The organism is Tabrizicola sp. (assembly GCF_022842145.1).
GTDB lineage: Bacteria > Pseudomonadota > Alphaproteobacteria > Rhodobacterales > Rhodobacteraceae > Tabrizicola.
Window position 1 is genome coordinate 218,964 of the sequence record NZ_JALHQD010000005.1, and the last position, 20,104, is coordinate 239,067.

Sequence of the window (20,104 nt, forward strand, 5' to 3'; positions counted from 1 at the left end):
CGCTTCCATTTTCCTCATTTCATTAGGTTGCCCGTTCCTCCACCGGTCAACCTTCGCCCCCGAGTTCTCAACCTAAAGTATGGCCACGCCACGGTTTTTGTGGCGCGGCCAGCTTGCGCTAGTACACAACCACCGCCCGGATGCTGGTGCCCGCGTGCATCAGGTCGAAGCCTTCGTTGATGCGCTCCAGGGGCAGGATGTGGGTGATCATGCTGTCGATCTCGATCTTGCCGTCCATGTACCAGTCGACGATCTTTGGCACGTCGGTGCGGCCCCGCGCGCCGCCGAAAGCGGTGCCTTTCCAGACCCGGCCGGTGACCAGCTGGAAGGGCCGCGTTTCGATCACGGCCCCGGCGGGTGCCACGCCGATGATGATCGACTGGCCCCAGCCGCGGTGGGTGCATTCCAGCGCGTCGCGCATCACCTTGACGTTGCCGGTGCAGTCGAACGAGTAGTCCGCGCCGCCGATCTTGTCGAAAGACGTTTTCGTCAGGTCGACGATCGCCTGGACGACCGAAGTGCCCTCGGGCAATTCCTTGGGGTTGACGAAGTGGGTCATCCCGAACTTCTCGCCCCAGGCCTTCTTGTCGTTGTTCAGGTCGACACCGATGATCATGTCGGCCCCGGCCATCTTCAGGCCCTGGATCACATTGAGGCCGATGCCGCCCAGACCAAAGACCACGGCCTTGGCCCCGATCTCGACCTGCGCGGTGTTCAGGACCGCCCCGATGCCGGTGGTGACCCCGCAGCCGATGTAGCAGATCTTGTCGAAGGGGGCGTCGTCGCGGACCTTGGCCAGCGCGATTTCCGGCATGACGGTGTGCTGGGCGAAGGTCGAGCAGCCCATGTAATGGTAGATCGGCGTGCCATCGAGCATGGAGAACCGGGTGGTGCCGTCCGGCATCAGGCCCTGGCCCTGCGTGGCGCGGATCGCGGTGCAGAGGTTGGTCTTGCGCGACAGGCAGGACGGGCATTCGCGGCATTCGGGGGTGTAAAGCGGGATGACGTGGTCGCCGGGTTTCAGCGACTTGACGCCGGGGCCGCATTTCACCACCACGCCCGCGCCTTCGTGGCCCAGGATCGAGGGGAAGATGCCTTCCGGGTCCGCGCCCGACAGGGTGAATTCGTCGGTGTGGCAGATGCCGGTGGCCTTGATCTCGATCAGGACCTCGCCTTCCCTGGGGTCGTCGAGATTGACCTCCATGACCTGCAACGGCTGGCCTGCGGCGACGGCAACGGCGGCACGGGTGCGCATCTGATATTCCTCCCAGGTGTCAATCCCGGCCATGCGGACGGGGCGCGGAAGGGCGTCACCGCCCCACCGCCGAAGTGCAGGTCGTGGCCGACCTGGCCTAGTCTTTCAGGACGCCGCTGGCCTTTGCGGTGAAACTGGCGATGTAATCCATCAGCGCAGGCGACAGCGCGTCATAGGGCGGCAGGCCCAGTTCGTTCAGCCGGGCACGGATGCCGTCCATCGCCTCGGGCCGGGTGCCGCTTTCGATCACCGACGACACGAAGGCCGCAAATGTGGGGGCCGCCCAACCTTCCTCGCCCGAAAGCTCGGTGTGGATGAAACTCAGGCCGGTGAACGGGTGGTTCTCACGCGTGACCGGGCCATGCAGGTGCACGCCGCAACCGGTGCAGGCGTGCCGCTGAATCAGCGCCGACGGATCGACAACCTTCAGTTTGCCCTCATTCCGCGTCACCTTGACCTTGTCGGATGGCACGACGGAAACCATCGAGAAGATCGCCCCCTCGGGCTTCCAGCACTTGGTGCAGCCACAAACGTGATTGTGCAGGCAATCCGAGGAAATCTCGACTTCCACCGGGTCCGAAGCGCAGTTGCACGTCAGCGTTCCGCCGGAAAATCCGGATCTGCCGGGTTTGACACCATTGTCCACCGCCGGGTGGATACTGACCGTCGCCATTTTCGCGCCTCCCCTGGTTTTCTGTGAGGAACAGCGTGGCATCGATACGAATAGTCCGCAATTCAACCAAAAGGATGGCGAAGGCCTGGCTTCGGTACCGATTGCCAGGTGATCGCGCACGCGCTCCCTAGCGACCTCCGAGGGACGTCACACCGGGAGGGAGCGACGGTGCCGCTACAGCCAGCTGGACCTCTTTGGCCTGGTCCTCAAGGGGTTCCGTTGGGGGCCGGATTCGCTTCCTGAGAAAAGACCGGCACGAAACTGGCCGGCGCGAGCGAACCCTCGATCACATCGACGCCGGCAGTGGCGGCTGTCACGGTCCAGACAGGTGGACCCGCATGGTAGGTCGTCAGGCGATCTTCCAGCGCGCGGACTGCCAGCTCGATGGAAAGCCGCCCCTGCAGGACTGGCGAGTCGGTTGGCGCAGCCAGGATCCGCCCCCGGACGACGCCCCGGTACACGGCATGGCTGAGATAGGTCGAGACCACCTCGACCTTGCTCTCCAGCCCCCTTGCACGCAGGATCGGGACCGCTGCCTCGGCCATCGGGCCGCTTCCGACCAGGTAGTCGATGTCGGGCATCGCCTCGAGCACCTCCTCGACCAGCAGGACCTGCTCTTCGGTTCCGGTGTCGCCGAAGCGGATCATCACGATCTCCGCCGAGCTTTCCGCCAGCGCCGCGCGGAAGCCCGCGTCGACAAAGGTCACCCAGCCCGCGCCCTGTGGTCCTGGAAACCAGGCGACGCGGACCGGCGCACTGCCCTTGGGGTGGCGACTGGCCAGAAAACGCCCCGCAGCCGCCCCCATCTCGGTCCAGGGCACGCTGGCCTTTGCGGTGATTCCGCTGTCATCGATGTCGTTGACTGCGGCAATGACCGGCTTGAGCCGGGCGATCCGCTCGACATCGGCAGTCAGCCCGGCATAGGAGACGGCCCCCAGGATGACTCCGTCGAACTCCTGGCTGGCACAACCTTTCAGCTGTTCGATCTGTCGCGAGAGGTTGGGGTAACCCCCGGCCTCGAAAACATCGAAGGAGACCCCTAGGCGGCGTGCTTCCTCGACCATGCCATAGTTGACCGACAGCCAGTAGGCATCCTTCAGATGCGGATAAAGGACGCAAAAGCGCCAGGGTCGGGCGGCGCGGGTGAGCGGCGTGTAGGTCAACGGCACTGCGGCGCTGCTGTCGTCGAAGGGCACGGCGCGGGCTTCCAGCTTCCACACCTCGGCACCGGCCTGGCCCGCAAGGCCCGCCAGCAGAACCGCCGCCGAAACGGCCTTGCGCATCGCGTCTCCTCTTTCGCGGATTCGGTGATAGCTTGGACCCGCAAACCCTGGGAGCGAACCTTGCGGAACTTCGGCTACAAGTCGAGTCTTGGCGGACGTCTGCTGCTGGCGATCGCGCTGATCGTGGGCTTTCCAGCCGCCACCGGGGTGCTGGGCTGGTTCGAGCTGAAGGATGTGGCGGCAAACCAGTCGCGCGTGGTGACCGAGGCGATCCCGGCGATTTCGGAAGTTCGGGGCGTGGCCGAAGAAACCAGCCGTGTGGTTGCAGTTGCGCCCGAACTGGCGGCTGTCACGGACGAAGCGCAGCGGGCCGAGCGGGCGGCGTTCCTGTTCGACCAGGCCAATGCCTTGCGCGCGCGGCTGTTGCGGCAGGAGGGGTTGCGGGACGAGGCACTGGCCAACGCTCTGGCCGCCGAGGCGGGCCTGCGGCAGGCGCTCACCACGATCGACCGGCTGGTGCGGCAGCGGATCAGCCTGATTGCCCGCCGGGATGCTCAGCTGGCTGCGGGCCTTGCCGCGGCGGTCGAGCTGACGGAAATCGCCGATACTCTGGTGGCGAATGCCGAAATGGGGGCCTCGGCCGTGATCTCCAGCCTTTACGGCATGGACGGGACGGATACCGCAGACCCCGAAGTTCGGCTGGATACGCTGGACAAGCTGATCGAGGTCGACCTCTTTCAGATGGGACTGATGTTCGAACTGCGGTCGCATGCCTCCGAGGTCGGGCTGCTTTTGAACCGGGTGGCCGGGGTGCAATCGCAAGTCGAGTTGCAGTCCCTTCGCGACGAGCTGGCGGCGCGGGTCCGGGTGATCGCGCGGCGGCTGGAGTCGGTACAGGACCCGCGCCGGGCAGACCGGGTGCGCGTGCTTCTGCGGGTGATCGGTGCCGCGCCGGCGGCGCCTCCCGAGACGGCGGCACTGTTCGAGAACATGGCCCAGGTGCTGGCAGTGACCGAACGGATCGCCGGAGCCGAGACCGAGCTCCGGCGGGCGGCGCTGGAGCTGGAAACCGCGGCCTCGGTGCTGGCGGACCGGATCGAGGCCAATGCGGTCCGGGCGGGCCAGTCGGCGCAGCAGGCGATCCTGGCGACACAGCGGCTTTATGCGTTTTCGGCGATACTGGCGTTGGTGCTCTCGCTGGCGGTCCTGTGGTTCTATGTGCGCGGCAACCTGATCCGGCGTCTGGATGCCCTGTCCTCGCGCATGACAGGCTTGGCCGAAGGCAGCCTGGGCGAGGCAATCCGCCCCTCGGGCAGGGACGAGATCGGACAGATGGAAGCCGCGGTCGAGGTGTTCCGGCAGCAGGCCATTGCGAACCATGATCTGGCGGCGGAACGCGAACGCCACCTCGAAGAACTGCGCAGGCACCGCAGCGAGTTGCAGGAACTGGTGGACGAGCGGACCGAGGCGCTTCGGGGTGAAGTGTCGGCACATGACGCAGCGCGCGACCGGGCCGAGGCTGCGGACCGGGCGAAGTCAGAATTCCTGGCGATGATGAGCCACGAGATCCGCACTCCGATGAATGGCGTGCTAGGAATGCTCCGCAACCTGCCACGCAATGGGCTGACGCGGGTGCAGGTGGCGCGGCTGGAGGCGGCGCTGGCGTCGGGCAAGGGGCTGATGGGCCTGCTGAACAGCATCCTCGACTATTCCAAGCTGGAGCAGGGCCAGACGGCGGAAGAAATCGAGGATTTCGACCTCGGTGAAGCCTTGGGGGACATCGCGCTGTTGATGGCACCGATGGCCGAAGAAAAGGGCCTGCGGCTGGTGACCGAACTGCCCGACGCCGCGCTGCCGCCGCTGCGGGGCGACATGGGCAAGCTGCGGCAGATCCTGTTCAATCTGGTGTCGAACGCGGTGCGGTTCACCGATGCGGGCGAGGTGCGGATCGCCGTGGGGCTGAACGGCCCACCCGAGGCGGACACCCTGCGGCTGCGCTTCACGGTCAGCGATACCGGCCGCGGCATCGCGCCCGACGCACTGGAGCGGATCTTCGCCGCCTTCCAGCAGGAGGACCCGCAGACCGCAAGGACACATGGCGGCACCGGGTTGGGCCTGACGATCAGCCGGCGGTTGGCCGGGCTGATGGGCGGGGCGCTGACTGTCGCCAGCCAGCGCGGGCATGGCGCGACCTTCACGCTGCACCTGCCCTTCGCGCGGGGCGCGGACCCGATCGCAAGGAAGGTGGAGCCCGCGCCGGACCTGCCGCCGCTCAGCGTGCTGGTGGTCGAGGATCACCCGGTCAATCAGGAGGTCGCATTGGGCTTTCTGCAGTCCATGGGTCACCGGGCCGCAATTTCGGCGACGGGAGAGACGGCGCTGGAGATGCTTGCGGCGGGCGGCTACGACGCCGTTCTGATGGACGTCAACCTGCCCGGAATCTCGGGCATCGAGACGACGCGGCGGCTGCGTGCTTTGCCGGGGCTGGACCGGCTGCCGGTGATCGGCGTCTCGGCCCATGCCCAGCCGCAGGACATGGCGGCGTGCCGGGCTGCCGGGATGGACGAGGTGGTGGCCAAACCGCTGACGCCCGAGGCTCTTGCCGCCGCGCTGGAGAGGCTGTGCGGGGTGGGTGTCGCTCCTGCGGTGCGCGAGACCCTGGCCGACCTGGGGCCGACCGCGACGCGAGAGCTTCTGCGGCTGATGCTGGACCGGCTGCGACCCGAGGTGGAGGCGCTGGCCGCGGCGCTGCAGGTGCACGCAACCGGTGACATCGAACGGCTGGCGCACCAGTTGAAGGGTGCCGTGGGCAACTTCGCCCTGCCCGAGCTGGGCGAAGTTCTCGCCGACCTGTCGCGCCGCGATGCCAGACCGGGACCCGAGGCCCTGGGACCCTTGCTCATTGCGGCAGCGGCGGCTGAGCGGCAGCTGACCCGGTCGCTTCAGTCGCTGGAGGAGTTGGCTGGGGTCAGGACAGCTGCGCAGTGAAGACGTAGCCTTCGCCGTGCGAGGTGCCGAAAATGCGGGGCTGCTTCGGGTCGTCGGCGAACTTGGCCCGCAGGCGTTTCACCATCACATCGACCGTCCGCGATCCCGAATCGCCGTGGCGGTGGGTGATACTCGCCAGCAGCCGATCGCGTGAAAGGACGATCCCGGGGTTCAGCACGAAGGTGCGCAGCAGTTCGTACTCGGCGCGGGTCAGCTGAACTCCGACTCCGTCTTCTCCGCTGACATGGCGCGCAGCGGTGTCGAAGGTGTACCCCGCAAAATGCACGACCCGGCGCGTCAGCTGCCGCATCGCCGCCGTGCGTCGCAGAAGGTTCTTGACCCGCGCCAGAAGCTCGCGACGGTTGAAGGGCTTGCAGACATAATCGTCGGCGCCAAGTTCAAGCCCCACGATCCGGTCAACGTCATCGGTGCGCCCCGACAAAAGGATGATCCCGACCTCGGACCGCGCCCGCTGTTCGCGGGTCAGTTCAAGCCCGTCCTTGCCGGAAAGGTTGATGTCCACGATCAGAAGATCAGGGCTTTCTTGGGCCAGCACCTTCTCGGCCGCTTCGGCCCCGGCGCAGACCGTGACCCGGTAACCGAACGTCTCCAGATAGGCCCCCAGCGCCGTGCGGGTCACCGGGTCGTCCTCGATCACGACGATATGGGCGGCAGAGGTCATGGGTAAGAAGTCCCGGGTGCGGCACCCGTCCTGTTAACATTTTGTAACAACATTCTCCAGCCCGTTCATCACTAGGGTCTGACGTGTTCACATACGGTGCATAACCTTGCCTCTCAGGAAAGCGTTCGACTTTCCGGGGAAACGTCGCCGCCGCAACGGGTGCGACCTGAACAGGGATCGAAACATATGCAGAAACTGACCTCACTGCTTCTTGGCGCGGCGGTTATCGCGCTTTCCGCCCCGGTCTGGGCGGAAGATTCGTCCGACCCGATCGTCATCCCGACTCACAACTGGTCCAGCCAGATCGTGATGTCGAATGTCGTCGGCCAGATGTTCGAAGGCATGGGCAATTCGGTCGAGTACGTCTCGACTGACAGCCAGGCGGTCTATGAGGCCGTGCGTCTGGGCGATGCGACGCTGGAGCTGGAAGTCTGGGAAGGCGCCTTCGGCAAGTCGTTCCGGGCCGCGGTGGAGAAGGGCGGCATTCATGACGTCACCACCCATGCCGCGATCACCCGCGAGGATTGGTGGTATCCGATGTGGACCAAGGAAGCCTGCCCCGGCCTGCCGGACTACAAGGCTCTGAACGAGTGCGCGGCCATGTTCGTGACCCCGGAAACCGGCGACAAGGGCCGATTCCTCGGCGGGCCGGTGGACTGGTTGAAGCACGACCAGGAAAAGGTCGATGCGCTGGGGATGAACTTCGTCGTGGTGAACGCAGGATCGGCCGCGGCGCTTTGGGCCGAGATTGCTGCAGCCGAGAAGGACAAGACGCCCATCGTCCTGTTCAACTGGACGCCGAACTTCGCGGAAGCCGTCTGGCCGGGCGAATTCGTCGAATTCCCGACCTGGGAAGAAGGCTGCGATGTCGATCCTGCCAAGGGTCCGCTACCCGACAAGGTCTTCGACTGCGGGAACCCGGCCAACGGCTATCTGAAAATCGCGGCCTGGGACGGGATGAAGGACAAGTGGCCCACCGCCTATACGACGCTGCAGAAGGTGAACTTCACCAACGCCCAGATCGCCGAGATGGCCAAGCTGGTGGACGTTGACGGGATGGAACCCGAAGACGCCGCCACCGCCTGGCTGGAAGCGAACGAGGCGGTCTGGAAGCCCTGGACCGAATGATCTCCGGCGTCACCTTCGGGTGACCCACCTTGCCACCCGGGATCATTCCCCCCGGGTGGCGCTTTTTTCACCGGAGGCGACCCGATGACCACAAACGACGTGGTGATTTCCTGCAAGCACGTGTGGAAGGTCTTCGGCGACCGTCCGGAACGGCTGAACCTGACGCCCGCGACGACGCTGGACGACTTGCGCGCAACCAACCACATCGCCGCCGTCCGTGACGTGTCGCTGGAGATCCTCCGGGGTGAGATGCTGGTGGTGATGGGGCTTTCGGGGTCGGGCAAGTCAACGCTGGTCCGCTGCCTCGCCCGCCTCCTGGACGTAACCTCGGGAGCCGTGGAGGTCGAAGGTCGCGACATCGGCAAGCTGTCGGAGCCCGAACTGATCGAGCTGCGGCGTAAGAAGATGGGCATGGTGTTCCAGAGCTTCGGCCTTCTGCCGCACCGCACCGCGCTGGAGAACGTGGCCTTCCCGCTGGAGATGCGGGGGCAGGACCGCGCCTCGCGCATTGCCAGGGCACGCGACATGCTGGCACTGGTGGGACTGAAAGGTCGCGAAGGCTATTTCCCGCGCGAATTGTCGGGCGGCCAGCAGCAACGCGTCGGCATCGCGCGCAGCTTGGCGGTCGAGCCGGACATCTGGTTCCTGGACGAACCCTTCAGCGCGCTCGACCCGCTGATCCGGCGCGAGATGCAGGACGAATTCCTTCGGCTGAAGGGGATGCTGGCCAAGACCGTCGTCTTCATCACCCACGACTTCGACGAGGCTTTGCGCCTAGCCGACCGCATCGCGATCATGAAGGACGGCGCAGTCGAACAGATCGACACGCCCGAACGCATCGTCATGGCCCCGGCAACCCCCTACGTCGCCAAGTTCACCGAAGCCATCGACCGCACCCGCGTTGTCCATGCCCTGGCCCTGGCCCAGCCGGTCGAGGGGCGCGTCATCGAGGGCGAGCCGCTCCCCGCAAACGAGACCCTGCACGCGCTGGCCCGGCGCATCGTCGGCGACAGCCGGCCGCTGATCCCGCTGGTGCACAAGGGCCAGATCGCGGGTCTCCTGGACCGCAAGGCCGCGCTGGATCTCTTGCTGGGGCCAGTGGCATGATGACTGCGGCGCTTGGAAAACCGCCGTTTCAGCTGGACCAGAGGCGGGTGGCCCAGGCAATCCTGCTGGCAGCGCTGGTGCTGGTTGCCTTCCGTGGGGCCCTGCCCGCCGGTCTGGTCCGCCTGCCCGAAGCGATGGTCGTGCCCTTTGCGGACTGGATCAACGCCGCTTTCGCCTTTGCTCAGGACGACCTCGGGTTGATGAGCCTGACACGCGCCTTCTCGGATGCGGTCGAGCTTTGCCTGGATGTCACGGCGAACCTTCTGTACGGCAAGTCGCGCTGGCCGAACGTCGGCCCAATCCCCTGGGTGGTCATAGCCGCGACGGCCGGGATGGCGGGTTATGCGTTGGGCGGCCTACGTCTGGCCCTGCTGGCCGCCGGCACCTTCGTCTGGATCGCCGTCATGGGCCAGTGGAAATGGGCGATGGAGACCCTGTCTGTCATCGTCGTGTCCGTGCCCTTCTCGGTCATCTTCGGCCTCTTGATGGGCGTCCTTGCATGGCGCTACCGCCTTGCCGAGCGCATCCTGAACCCGATCCTGAACATTGCGCAGTCGCTGCCGCATTTCGCCTACATGATCCCCGTCGTGGTTTTCATCGGCGTCGGTCCAAAGGCAGGGGCCATCGTCACCATCATCTTCTCGGTCCCGCCCATGATCCGCATGTCGCTTCTCGGCCTGCGCGCGGTGTCGCCCGAGATCATCGAAAGCGGCAAGATGAGCGGGACGACCCGCTGGCAGCTGATGACCCGCGTCCGCCTGCCCGCCGCCCGGACCGAGATCCTGATCGGCGTCAACCAGGTCATCATGCAAAGCCTGGCGATGGTGGTGCTGGCCAGCTTCATCGGCATGCCGGGGCTGGGGCAGAAGCTGCTGCAACTTCTCCAGGCGCTCAAGATCGGGCTATCGGTCGAGATTGGCATCACCATCGTCCTTCTTGCCATCGTCCTGGACCGGATGTCGAAAGCCTGGGCGATGAAACAGCCCGAGCATGTCGAGGGCGAAACCTGGGTACAGCGCCACCGTCTGCTGACGATTTGGCTGGGCCTGGTTGCGCTGGGCTTCCTGGCGGCCTGGGCACATCCTTACTTCGCCGAAGTGGAGCGGAAGCAGGCGCTCAGCATGGCCGGCCCGATTGACGTGGTGGTCGGCGGCTTCATCGACCTCGTCGATCCGGTGACCGACTGGCTGCGATGGTTCCTGATCACCTGGGTGCTTATTCCACTCCGCGACGCCTTCCTGTGGCTGCCGACATCGGCCGTCGTCCTGGCTCTGGCCGGGATCGGCTGGCGGATCGGCGGCTGGCGCTCGGCGCTGGTCTGTCTGGCGTTCGTCCTGCCCATCGCGCTGTCGGGCTGGTGGGATCGGGCAATGATCACCGCCTACACCGTCTTCGTCTCGGTCACCCTGGCCCTGCTGATCGGGGTACCGCTGGGCCTGATGGGAGCCGCGAACGAGACCCGCGCGCGGCGGTTCCTGCTCGTGTGCGATACGGCGCAGACCTTCCCAAGCTTCATCTACCTGATCCCGGTGATCATGCTGTTCGGCGTGAACGACGTTGCCGTCGTCGCAGCCGTGACGGTCTTTGCGACGGTGCCCATCGTCCGCTACACCATCGAGGGTCTGCGCAACATTCCGCCCGAGATCGTGGAATCTGCACAGATGTCGGGGGCAAGCCCCGGTCAGCTTCTGCGCCACGTAAAGTTGCCTCTGGCCGTCCCGACGTTGGTCGTCGGTGCCAACCAGTCGATCATGTTCGCGCTGTTCATGGTGATCATCGCGGCGTTCATCGGCACGCAGGACCTGGGACAGGAGATGCAGCGGGCGCTATCCTCGACCGATGTCGGCAAGGGCCTGGTCCTGGGCTTTGCGGTGGCGTTCATGGGACTCCTTGCGGATCATCTGCTTCTCAGATGGGCGCGCAGCAGAAATGCCTCGCTCGGCTCGAGCCAGTCCTGAAGGAGAACGCCGCTTCTGCGCGCTACCACAACGACTGCATCACGACCGGAATAGATTGTTCTGAGCGCCCGTTGTGCGACCGCGCCGACACAGGCGTGGACCGCTAGACGTCACCCCCGGACAAGCGGGAAAAGGTCATTGCGGGCCAACAGCTTGCGACACGTCACCATCCGCCGCAGACACCCCGTGCACCCGGGCCTCACGCTTGAACGGGTTTTCGTCGGGTACCGCATAATCGGGCACCAATGCTCCCTTGTCCCGCGCGTCGGCCATATAGCGAAACGCATTGACCGTCATCCGCATCAGATGCTCGCCCGCCTTCATCGGCGGATACATCGCTTCCGTTTCCGGGGTCCGGAACTTCTCCAGCGGCTCGACGATGGCGTGGTAGTCCAGCCCGAAGAACAGAGGAAAAGAGAACCGTTCCCGACCGATATTCACCACGCGGTGCTGGGTCGACCTGAACTGCCCGCCCGACCAGGTTTCGAAGATGTCGCCGATGTTGACGATGAAGCAGCCGGGGATGGGTGGTGCCTCGATCCAGTCATCCTCGGCATTCATCACCTGCAGGCCCGGACCGCCCTGCAGCAGGATCGTGAAGCATTCGAAATCGGAATGGGCGGCGATGCCGACGATATCCTTGGTGGCAGGCAGGTCGTTCGGCACATAGCGCAGCAGGCGCAGTTGCGAGGTCGGATAGCTGATCTGGCGGGTCAGCTCTTCCGGGTCCACCCCAAGCTCCAGCGCCAGGGCGTCCAGAAGCCTCAGGCCAATGCCGAAGACCGCATCGTAGTAGCTTGCGACCGTGTCCTTCCAGCCGGGCAGATCAGGCCAGATGTTCGGCCCCGTCATCCGCCATTGGGCAAGGTGATCCGGGTGGTCTGCCGGAGCCTCGTAGGACATGTCCCAGGATTCGTTCATGTTGATCGACTTGGGGAAGTTCGCGCCATTTTCCTCGAACGGAACATAGCCACGATGGTGGGTGGTGAACCCCGACCACCAGCGCATCTTGTAGGATCGCGGCATGCCGTGGAACTGGCGCGAGGCCGCCGTCACTTTGTCGACCAGTGTCTGCGGGACCCCGTGGCCGGTGATGTAGAAGAAACCGGACGTACGGGCCGCCCGGCCCAGTTCGGTTGCTATGCGGGCCTTGTCCGCCGGATCGCCCGTGAACAGGCCGCCGATGTTGATGACGGGTAGGGTCGCATCGTCGACGGTAAGGGCTTTCTGGTCGTCGGATACATCACTGCGCATGTCGGCCTCCGGACAATCTGATGGGATGACTGTCCGGCCCCGGGCGTCGCTTGCACGCAAATAGTCTACAATTGCGATCTATCCCCCCGCCCTTGCCTGCTTTTCCAGCATCTGCGTGCAGCGATGGCTCAAACAGTCGCGAGTTCTTTCTGCACGGGCATTTTGGCTGGCCAACTTGGACTCAAGGCAGGCGCCGGTCTGATTCGGTGTCTTTTTCCCGCAAAAGCCGCTGCCCCGGCAGCGCGCTTTCGCGTCAACCTGGAGGGATGAAATGATCCGACTGAACCGCCGCAATCTCTTGAAGCAAGGCAGCGCCGCAGTGGGGCTGGCCGCAGCCTCGTCCGTGATCGGCACGCCGCTCATCGCGCAGACCCGCACCTTGCGGGTGGGGTCGTACGGCGGCTATTTCGAGAACAGCTTCAAGGAGCATGTCTTCCCCGCCTTCACCGCCGCCACGGGCATCACGGTGGAAAGCGTGACGCAGCCGAACTCCACCGATTGGCTGGTGACGATGCAGCAGGCGACGGCGGCAGGGTCGGTTCCGACGGACATATCGCTTTACGCGCGTGACACGATGATCAAGGCCAGCCGACTGGGCGGATTGATCAAGACGCTTGATCTGTCCAAGATCCCGGCGTCAGCGAACCTTGACCCCTACTTCGTCTTTGATGCCGGTGAAGGCCCGCTTGGTGTCGGAGCGATGTCCTGGTTCACGGCAATGGTGATCAACCCGACCGAGGTCACAGAGCCCCCGGCAAGCTGGGCCGAGTTCTGGGACACCTCGAAGTACGAAGCAAGCCTCGGGCTGTCGAAGAACTACAACGCCCAGTTCATGGACATCACCGCCGCCACCTTCTTCGACGGCGAGGCGACCTTTGCCACCGAGGAGGGCATTCTGGCGATCATCGCCAAGGTGGCCGAGTTGAAGCCGAACGTGGCGCTGTGGTGGTCGGCCGAAAGCCAGATGGAACAGGCGATGAAGAACGGTGACGTGATCGGCGGGCAGTACTACCTCGACGTGTCGAACCTGATGGCGTCGGAAGGCTTCCCGATCAAGCCGATCTTCCCGAAGGAGGGCAATCCGCAGGACTACGGCTCTTGGTGCCTGGCGGCGCTGTCCGACAAGGATGCCGAAGCGGCGGAGTTCATGAATTTCTCGTCGGACCCCGCCACTCAGGCCCTGATGTCGCGCAAGATCGGGACCGCGCCGCTGGTGGCCAAGGACAAGACCGACCTGACCGACGACGAGTTCGGCTTCGTCTCCGGAACGCCCGCGATCAAGCCCGCCTACGAGGCCTATCTCGACAAGGAAACCTTCATGAAGGAAGCCTGGGACAAGATGGTGGCTGGGGTGTAAGTCCCGCCATGTGTGCCCTTGCCCTGAAGGACATCCGCAAGGCCTATGGCGACGCGCGCGCGGTCGATGATGTGTCGATCGACTTTCCGCAAGGAGAGTTGACGGCTCTGCTGGGGCCGTCCGGCTGCGGCAAGACCACGCTTCTGCGCATGATCGCGGGGCTGGAGGTTCCGACAGCGGGCACGATCACTCTGGGGGGCCGCGACATCACGCGGCTTCCCGCCCACAGTCGCAAGTTCGGCATGGTGTTCCAAAGTTTTGCGCTGTTTCCGCATCTGTCGGTGCGCGAAAACGTGGGCTACGCGCTGACCATCGCAGGCACGCCGCGCGCCGAGGTCATGGCGCGGGCCGACAAGCTTCTGGACCTTGTGCAACTGCAGGGCTTCGCGGATCGGCGGATCGGCCAATTGTCGGGCGGGCAACGTCAGCGCGTGGCGATCGCGCGGGCCTTGGCGCAGGAGCCGGAGGTGTTCCTGCTTGACGAGCCGATGTCGGCGCTGGACGCCAAACTGCGCGAGGAGATGCAGGTGGAATTGCGCCTCCTGCAGCAGCGGCTGGGGATCACGACCATCGTCGTCACGCATGACCAGCGCGAGGCGATGACGATGGCCGACCGCATTGTCGTGATGTCGAAAGGCAAGGTCGAGCAGTCCGGCAGCCCGCAGCAGATCTATCAGTGGCCAGCCACCGGATTTGTCGCGGGCTTCATCGGACGCGCCAACTTCATGGAGGGTCTGGCCGAGAACGGAAAGATCCGGGTCGGCGATGTGCTCCTGACCCTGCCAAAACCCGCCAACTTCCTGAACGGCGCCCCTGTCCAGCTTGCCTGCCGCCCGGAAGCGATCAGGTTGGGCACGTCGGAGGCCGCCAATACCGTGAAGGGGACCATCACCTTTGTGCGTGATCTGGGTCCGGTGCGGGACTTTCACCTCGATACCCCGCTTGGCAAGCTGGTGGCCGAACAGGGCGCGGACCAGGGCCGCAATCTGAAGCTGGGTGACACGGTTCCCTTGTCTTTGCCACCCGAGGCACTCCGGATCTACCCGCGCGGCATTGCCGAGAGTCCGATGGGGATGGCGGCCGAATGACTGCGACCGACGACACAGCCGCATGGCCCCGCGAGACAGCGGCCGCGGCACCCGGAACCAAGGGGCCGCGGGCCGGGCGCTCCGCTCTGGCTGTGCAGGTGGTGCTTTGGGCGACCGTGCTGGTCTTCTGCCTCGTGCCGCTGTTTCTGGTGTTGGTCATCTCTTTTGGCCACAAGATCGAAGGTGCGGGCTGGGAATGGGCGCTGACGCTTGAGAACTATCAACGCTTCTTCGTAGGGGCGAACTGGCCTGCCGAGAGCACCTCGCTGTATCTGGGCCAGCTCTACTGGTCGATGCGCTATGCGGTGGTGGCGGCGCTGCTGGCGGTGGTGACCGCCTTGCCCTTCACTTACCTCATGACCCGCCAATCACGCCGGGCGCAGGCAGTCTGGCTGGTGTTCCTGCTGGCCACCCTGTCCCTCTCGGAAGTCTTCATCGTCATGGGCTGGGATATCATCCTGTCCAACAATTCAGGCCTTCCGATGCTGTTCGCCGCCACCGGCCTGACCGACTGGCTGAAGGACACCGGCTGGTTCGACGTCCTGCGCGACTGGGGGCTGGCCAACCCGCGCAACGTCAAGTTCAAGCCCTCCGAAGTGGCGACGGTACTGACGCTGTCCTATCTCGTCTGGCCCTACGCGGTGATCCTGCTCTACCCGGCCCTGTCCCGGCTTGACCCGTCACTGGCCGAGGCAGCGCGCACGATGGGGGCCCGGCCCTGGACCGTCGCGCGCACCGTCATCCTCCCATCGGTGCGCTTGCCGCTGATCGGGACCACGCTGTTGCTCTTCGTGTTCCTGCTGGGTGCCTACGTCGCAATCACTGTCTTCGCCGACCCCTCGCAGCACACCACGGCTGTATCCGTCTATGAACATGTGCGCGGCAGCACCCTGAACGCCCCCTTCGGTGCAGCGCAATCGGTGATCCTTCTGGTCACGGCAACCGCGTTCCTGGTGCTGGGCCAATGGCTGACCCGCAAGTCGCCGAGGGCCGCGTGATGCTGCGGGCCCTGGGCGCGATCTTCATGTCCCTGGCCGCGCTCGTGGTCGCCCTGCCGATCCTGATCGTCTGTTCCGCCGCGCTGAACGGCGGCCGCACGATGTTCTTTCCGCCGCAGGACCCAACGCTGGCCCGTTTTGGCGAATTCTTCGTCTCCGAGCCGGTCTGGACGCGTGCCCTGACGAATTCGGTGATCGTGGCGGTGGGGGCGGCCACGCTTTCGGTGCTGCTGGCTTGGCCGATTGCCTATCGCCTGTGGAAGACAGGATCCCGCGCATCCACCATGCTTGCGACCCTGGGCTCGATCCCCTTTGCGGTGCCGCCGATCGTGTTTGGCGTGGGGCTTGGCTTCTTCTGGGCCTTTCTGGGTGGCCTTGGCACGATCTGGGCCGGGATCATCAGTCACGCTGTCCTGTTCCTGGCCCTTCCCCTTGTGACAATCTCCATCGGCCTGCAGGCCATCGACCGCGCGCATCTGGATGCCGCCGCGACCATGGGGGCCACCGAGTCCGTGACTTTCCGCACCATCGTGATGCCGCAGACGCTGCCCTACACCGTCTCGGGCTTCTTCTTTGCGCTTGTCCTGTCGTTCAACGAATTCATCGTGATGTTCTTCGTCTCGGCCTCGTCCTTCGCGACCGTCACGCTGCAGATCTTCAATTCGCTGAGGAACGGCTACACCCCCACAATGGCCGTGGCCGCCGTGGCCTTCATCGCCGTCTCCATCGCCGTCTTTTCCGCCGTCGCCCGCTGGGGTGACCTGCCACGCCTGATGGGCGCAGACCAATCCCGCAACTGACCTGAAAGGATCCCCCATGCCGCGCCAGCCAACCCTTGTCGGAAACCCCGTTCTGATCGTCGTCGACATCCAGAAGGGCGCATTCATGGATCACGTGGCGGGCATCCCCGTCATGCCCGCCCACCGCGAAAACATGGAGCGTGCACGCTCGGTCGTCGATGCCGCGCATGGCGCGGGAATCCCGGTGGTCTTCATCCAGGAGATCCACCGCCGCGACATGGTGGATTATGGCCGCGAGCTGGACGGGACCGAGGATGTCCATTGCCACGAGGATGATCCCGGCACCCCGGTCGCTTTCGAGGAGATGGGCCGCAGGCCCACGGACTACTTCATCCACAAGCGCCGCTATTCGGCCTTCTATGGTACGGAACTGGAAATCCTGCTCAAGGGTCTCAAGGCCCAGACCCTGATCCTGATCGGCGGGCTGACCGACGTCTGCGTCCACTACACCTTCGCCGACGGCCATCAGGGCGACTATTACTGCCGCGTCATCAAGGATTGCGTGGGCGGCTCGACGACCGCGGCGCATGAAGCCTCGCTGAACGCGATGGAGTATCTGCAGGAAGGCGCGGTCCTGTCGGCAGACCAGATCATAACCGCGCTCGGTGCCCGACGCGCGGCGGCGGCGTGATCCCGGAAGCAGCCCTGCAAGGCCATTGGCGGCGCAACTGGCTGCGGGCTCCGGGGGTCCAAGACAGCACCACCCGTGTGCATTGGGTACAAAGTGGCAAGTGGTGCGCGGATATCCGGGTGCCCCTGCTGCGGCCCGGGCTTGCCGCGGGCTCGCTCTCCGCGATGGACCCGGCCGACCTGGCGGTGCTTCTGTCCGCCGAGGGCTTTGCCGGCCACACAACGCTGACCGGCGACATGTGCACCTGGACCCGCAGCTGGAACTGGCGCGGCTTTCCCTGTCCGGTGGATGCAGGACGCCTCCGGTTCGATCCCGCGGGCCATCTGATCGAAGACGGCGTGCATTCCGATTACCGCGAAGAATGGCAGGCTGCTCCGGGTGGCACGTGGACAGCCATGTCCGCCGCATCCGCAGACGCAAAGGGGCTGCTGATCGCAAATGACACGCATTTCCTCCTGGGTCTGGGTCAAAGCGATGCGCACGCATGGCCCGATCTGATCGCAGCGCTCAAGGACGGGACGGCGACGGCCGGGGATGCCCGGGCGTCATTTGCCTCGGTCTATGTCATGGGCCACTGGCAGGGGGCGGACGGCGTTGCCGAACTCTCCACCCAGCCCTTCTGCGAAGGAAAGCCCGTCCTGCAGCGCGACCAGGCCACTGCGCGCCTCACCCTTCCCGATTTTGATGGCCGGGCGCAGGAATACCTCCTGCGCCTGTCCCCACTCCCTGCCTGAGGACCGCACATGACCCTGCCCATAGCCGAGCATTGGTACCGCGCCACCCGCATCGACGACGATACGACGCTGATCATCGAGCCGCACATTCATGTGCTGGAGCAGGCCAATCTCTGGCTCGTGCAGGGCCGGGACCGTGACATGATCCTGGACACCGGCATGGGTGTGGTGCCACTGAAGCCCTTCCTCGACACCCTGCGCCGCGATCCGGAAAAGCCGATCATCTGCGTCTCTTCCCACACGCATATCGACCACATCGGCGGGGTGCACGAGTTTGAGACGCGCCTTGTCCATCCGCTGGAAGCCGAACAGATGGCGCGACCCTCGGGCCTGCATTCCCTGTTCAAGCGCGACATGCCGGACCGGCTGATCCAGACCTTTCTCGATGCGGGCTACCCACCAATCGGCGAGATGCTGATCGAAGCCCTGCCCTTCGTCGGCTACGACCCGGAAAGCTACCGGTTGCGCGGTGCTCCGGCGACCGGGCTCTTGACCGAAGGCGACACGGTCGATCTCGGGAACCATGTCTACGAAGTCTGGCATCTGCCCGGCCATTCCCCCGGCGGCATTGGCCTTTTCGAACGGTCGACGGGTATCCTGTTCGCCGCAGATGCGATCTACGACGGGCCGCTGATCTACAGCGGACCGGGGATGAGCGTCGCCTCCTACCGCGAGACCTTTGCCAAGCTTCGCACCCTGCCCGTCACCCTGGTTCACGGCGGCCATGATCCCAGCTTCGGGCCGGAACGGATGCTGCAGATCATCGATACCTACGAAGCACGTTGGGATGCCGAAGCCTTGTCGCAGGCAAATACACCCTGAGTCGTCCGCGATCCGGTGCTGCGCCGAAGAAATGCGCCCAAAGGGCGGGCATGTGACGACGGGATCGCCCGAAAAATGGGCCTCTGGATGTTCTCCCCTCGCCCATGCGCCGCCGCCCATTGCCGCCTGCAAGCCATCCGGCATTCTGACCGTGAGTTGACGGCTAGGGTTCCGGCGCAGCTGTGCGTGTCTGGTCCGAGAGCTGTCACCGCAGGGAGAGACATCCCCTGCGGCGCACGGCGGGACAAAAACCCGGGAGACCTCGTCAGGCCAAGGGATTGGCGGCGAAGGTTCGTCCATTTCCCTTATGCAACAGGAAGGGAAGAACCATGATTTCGCGTCGCTCACTGCTATTGGCCGGGGTTTCTGTGCTGGCGCTGCCACTGGCAGGCCCCGCATCGGCTCAAAGCCGCACCGAGTTCAAAGTCGCATGGTCGATCTATGTCGGCTGGATGCCCTGGGGCTACGCGGCGGACAGCGGCATCGTCAAGAAATGGGCGGACAAGTACGGGCTGACGATCCAGGTGACGCAGTTCAACGACTATGTGGAATCCCTCAATCAGTACACGGCCGGGGCCTATGACGCGGTGACGGTCACCAATATGGACGCGCTGTCGATCCCCTCGGCGGGCGGCGTGGATACGACCGCGGTGATCGTGGGTGACTTCTCGGCTGGCAATGACGCGGTGTTCCTGAAGGGCGCAGGCGGCTTGGCGGACCTCAAAGGCAAGCGCGTCAACCTCGTGGAGTTTTCGGTCTCGCACTACCTTCTGGCGCGCGGACTGGACTCGGTCGGTCTGTCCGAAGCGGACGTGACCGTCGTCAACACTGCAGATCCCGATATGGTGGGCGCGTTCCAGACGGCCGACGTCGAGGCGATGGTGACCTGGAATCCGATGGTGGCCGAGATCGAAAAGCTGCCCGATGCGACAAAGATTTTCGACAGCGCGCAGATCCCGGGCGAGATCATCGACCTGATGGTGGCCAGCACCGCGTCCCTCGCCGAGAACCCCGACTTCGGCAAGGCGCTGGCTGGTATCTGGTACGAGACCGCCGCGCTGATGGTTTCTGACACGCCGGAAGGGGCTGCCGCACGGGCGGCGATGGGGGCGGCCTCCGGCACCGATCAGGCCGGGTTCGAAGCGCAGATGGCGGCGACCAAGCTCTTTGACAAACCCGCCGATGCCGTGGCGTTCACCACCTCGCCCGACCTTAAGGCGACGATGGAGCTTGTCCGCACCTTCCTGTTCGACAAAGGGCTGCTCGGGGCCGGTGCGCCTTCGGCAGATGTCATCGGGATCGAACTTCCGGCGGGCGACGTGCTGGGTGACGCGGCCAACGTGAAGCTTCGCTTCACTGCGGACTACATGCAGATGGCTGCTGACGGCCCGCTGTAGTTGCCCCGG

Annotated in this window: 17 protein-coding genes and 1 riboswitch; of the genes, 12 read left to right on the forward strand and 5 right to left on the reverse strand. The window is 64.9% G+C overall.

Annotated features, from left to right (window positions below):
• Positions 1-118: 118 nt before the first annotated feature.
• The 3 genes from Q0C42_RS13900 to torT all read right to left on the reverse strand — a co-directional run bounded on the left by Q0C42_RS13900 (position 119) and on the right by torT (position 3,211).
• Positions 119-1,255 carry an S-(hydroxymethyl)glutathione dehydrogenase/class III alcohol dehydrogenase gene (locus tag Q0C42_RS13900; RefSeq protein ID WP_295077117.1) on the reverse strand — a complete coding sequence of 379 codons (1,137 nt, stop codon included), beginning with the start codon at positions 1,253-1,255 and terminating at the stop codon, positions 119-121.
• A 97-nt stretch (positions 1,256-1,352) separates the two neighbouring features.
• The gene (gene gfa, locus Q0C42_RS13905) at positions 1,353-1,928 is read right to left on the reverse strand and encodes an S-(hydroxymethyl)glutathione synthase (RefSeq protein WP_295076942.1); all 576 of its coding nucleotides are present in this window, start codon (positions 1,926-1,928) and stop codon (positions 1,353-1,355) included.
• Between the two features lie 206 nt (positions 1,929-2,134).
• Positions 2,135-3,211 (reverse strand): TMAO reductase system periplasmic protein TorT, encoded by a 1,077-nt coding sequence (gene torT / locus Q0C42_RS13910; RefSeq protein WP_295076944.1) that lies wholly within the window; start codon positions 3,209-3,211, stop codon positions 2,135-2,137.
• Positions 3,212-3,271: 60 nt separating this feature from the next.
• On the opposite strand from torT, the gene Q0C42_RS13915 reads away from it, so the two are divergent.
• On the forward strand, positions 3,272-6,139 hold the full coding sequence (locus Q0C42_RS13915; RefSeq protein ID WP_295076946.1) for an ATP-binding protein: 2,868 nt from the start codon (positions 3,272-3,274) through the stop codon (positions 6,137-6,139).
• Here the strand turns inward: Q0C42_RS13915 and Q0C42_RS13920 are convergent.
• A complete protein-coding gene (locus tag Q0C42_RS13920) occupies positions 6,120-6,821 on the reverse strand; it encodes a response regulator (protein ID WP_295076949.1) in 702 nt (233 codons plus the stop codon). The two genes, Q0C42_RS13915 and Q0C42_RS13920, sit on opposite strands and share 20 nt — an antisense overlap.
• Before the next feature lie 186 nt (positions 6,822-7,007).
• On the opposite strand from Q0C42_RS13920, the gene Q0C42_RS13925 reads away from it, so the two are divergent.
• The 3 genes from Q0C42_RS13925 to Q0C42_RS13935 all read left to right on the forward strand — a co-directional run bounded on the left by Q0C42_RS13925 (position 7,008) and on the right by Q0C42_RS13935 (position 11,014).
• Positions 7,008-7,949, forward strand: a complete 942-nt coding sequence (locus tag Q0C42_RS13925) for an ABC transporter substrate-binding protein (RefSeq protein WP_295076951.1) — start codon at positions 7,008-7,010, stop codon at positions 7,947-7,949.
• A gap of 84 nt (positions 7,950-8,033) precedes the next feature.
• Positions 8,034-9,056 carry a glycine betaine/L-proline ABC transporter ATP-binding protein gene (locus Q0C42_RS13930; RefSeq protein WP_295076954.1) on the forward strand — a complete coding sequence of 341 codons (1,023 nt, stop codon included), beginning with the start codon at positions 8,034-8,036 and terminating at the stop codon, positions 9,054-9,056.
• On the forward strand, positions 9,056-11,014 hold the full coding sequence (locus tag Q0C42_RS13935) for a proline/glycine betaine ABC transporter permease (RefSeq protein WP_295076957.1): 1,959 nt from the start codon (positions 9,056-9,058) through the stop codon (positions 11,012-11,014). The genes Q0C42_RS13930 and Q0C42_RS13935 overlap by 1 nt, the downstream gene beginning before the upstream one ends.
• A 135-nt stretch (positions 11,015-11,149) precedes the next feature.
• Here Q0C42_RS13935 and Q0C42_RS13940 read toward each other — a convergent pair whose 3' ends face one another.
• A complete protein-coding gene (locus Q0C42_RS13940; protein WP_295076959.1) occupies positions 11,150-12,268 on the reverse strand; it encodes a 2-oxoglutarate and iron-dependent oxygenase domain-containing protein in 1,119 nt (372 codons plus the stop codon).
• A gap of 271 nt (positions 12,269-12,539) precedes the next feature.
• Here Q0C42_RS13940 and Q0C42_RS13945 point away from each other — a divergent pair, with 271 nt between their 5' ends.
• The 8 genes from Q0C42_RS13945 to Q0C42_RS13980 all read left to right on the forward strand — a co-directional run bounded on the left by Q0C42_RS13945 (position 12,540) and on the right by Q0C42_RS13980 (position 20,095).
• Positions 12,540-13,625: an extracellular solute-binding protein gene (locus Q0C42_RS13945; protein ID WP_295076962.1), complete on the forward strand. Its 1,086-nt coding sequence runs from the start codon at positions 12,540-12,542 to the stop codon at positions 13,623-13,625.
• An 8-nt stretch (positions 13,626-13,633) separates the two neighbouring features.
• Positions 13,634-14,713 (forward strand): ABC transporter ATP-binding protein, encoded by a 1,080-nt coding sequence (locus Q0C42_RS13950; RefSeq protein WP_295076965.1) that lies wholly within the window; start codon positions 13,634-13,636, stop codon positions 14,711-14,713.
• Entirely contained in the window at positions 14,710-15,711 is a 1,002-nt protein-coding gene (locus Q0C42_RS13955; protein WP_295076968.1) for an ABC transporter permease, read from the forward strand. Before Q0C42_RS13950 ends, Q0C42_RS13955 begins: the two co-directional genes overlap by 4 nt.
• Positions 15,678-16,511 (forward strand): ABC transporter permease, encoded by an 834-nt coding sequence (locus tag Q0C42_RS13960; RefSeq protein ID WP_295076971.1) that lies wholly within the window; start codon positions 15,678-15,680, stop codon positions 16,509-16,511. Before Q0C42_RS13955 ends, Q0C42_RS13960 begins: the two co-directional genes overlap by 34 nt.
• 16 nt (positions 16,512-16,527) lie before the next feature.
• Positions 16,528-17,142, forward strand: a complete 615-nt coding sequence (locus Q0C42_RS13965; protein WP_295076973.1) for a cysteine hydrolase — start codon at positions 16,528-16,530, stop codon at positions 17,140-17,142.
• A 164-nt stretch (positions 17,143-17,306) separates the two neighbouring features.
• Positions 17,307-17,876: a hypothetical protein gene (locus Q0C42_RS13970; RefSeq protein ID WP_295076976.1), complete on the forward strand. Its 570-nt coding sequence runs from the start codon at positions 17,307-17,309 to the stop codon at positions 17,874-17,876.
• A 9-nt stretch (positions 17,877-17,885) separates the two neighbouring features.
• Positions 17,886-18,698, forward strand: coding sequence for an MBL fold metallo-hydrolase (locus tag Q0C42_RS13975; RefSeq protein ID WP_295076978.1), 813 nt, complete (start codon positions 17,886-17,888; stop codon positions 18,696-18,698).
• Positions 18,699-18,850: 152 nt separating this feature from the next.
• Positions 18,851-18,959, forward strand: a riboswitch (guanidine-I (ykkC/yxkD leader).
• A gap of 68 nt (positions 18,960-19,027) precedes the next feature.
• Positions 19,028-20,095, forward strand: a complete 1,068-nt coding sequence (locus Q0C42_RS13980; RefSeq protein ID WP_295076980.1) for a putative urea ABC transporter substrate-binding protein — start codon at positions 19,028-19,030, stop codon at positions 20,093-20,095.
• Positions 20,096-20,104: the final 9 nt, after the last annotated feature.

Coding starts and splice junctions, on each gene's coding strand:
- Q0C42_RS13900 (WP_295077117.1), bottom strand. CDS start 1,255: ATGCGCACCCGTGCCGCCGTTGCCGTCGCCGCAGGCCAGCCGTTGCAG.
- gfa (WP_295076942.1), bottom strand. CDS start 1,928: ATGGCGACGGTCAGTATCCACCCGGCGGTGGACAATGGTGTCAAACCC.
- torT (WP_295076944.1), bottom strand. CDS start 3,211: ATGCGCAAGGCCGTTTCGGCGGCGGTTCTGCTGGCGGGCCTTGCGGGC.
- Q0C42_RS13920 (WP_295076949.1), bottom strand. CDS start 6,821: ATGACCTCTGCCGCCCATATCGTCGTGATCGAGGACGACCCGGTGACC.
- Q0C42_RS13925 (WP_295076951.1), top strand. CDS start 7,008: ATGCAGAAACTGACCTCACTGCTTCTTGGCGCGGCGGTTATCGCGCTT.
- Q0C42_RS13930 (WP_295076954.1), top strand. CDS start 8,034: ATGACCACAAACGACGTGGTGATTTCCTGCAAGCACGTGTGGAAGGTC.
- Q0C42_RS13935 (WP_295076957.1), top strand. CDS start 9,056: ATGACTGCGGCGCTTGGAAAACCGCCGTTTCAGCTGGACCAGAGGCGG.
- Q0C42_RS13940 (WP_295076959.1), bottom strand. CDS start 12,268: ATGCGCAGTGATGTATCCGACGACCAGAAAGCCCTTACCGTCGACGAT.
- Q0C42_RS13945 (WP_295076962.1), top strand. CDS start 12,540: ATGATCCGACTGAACCGCCGCAATCTCTTGAAGCAAGGCAGCGCCGCA.
- Q0C42_RS13950 (WP_295076965.1), top strand. CDS start 13,634: ATGTGTGCCCTTGCCCTGAAGGACATCCGCAAGGCCTATGGCGACGCG.
- Q0C42_RS13955 (WP_295076968.1), top strand. CDS start 14,710: ATGACTGCGACCGACGACACAGCCGCATGGCCCCGCGAGACAGCGGCC.
- Q0C42_RS13960 (WP_295076971.1), top strand. CDS start 15,678: ATGGCTGACCCGCAAGTCGCCGAGGGCCGCGTGATGCTGCGGGCCCTG.
- Q0C42_RS13965 (WP_295076973.1), top strand. CDS start 16,528: ATGCCGCGCCAGCCAACCCTTGTCGGAAACCCCGTTCTGATCGTCGTC.
- Q0C42_RS13970 (WP_295076976.1), top strand. CDS start 17,307: ATGGACCCGGCCGACCTGGCGGTGCTTCTGTCCGCCGAGGGCTTTGCC.
- Q0C42_RS13975 (WP_295076978.1), top strand. CDS start 17,886: ATGACCCTGCCCATAGCCGAGCATTGGTACCGCGCCACCCGCATCGAC.
- Q0C42_RS13980 (WP_295076980.1), top strand. CDS start 19,028: ATGATTTCGCGTCGCTCACTGCTATTGGCCGGGGTTTCTGTGCTGGCG.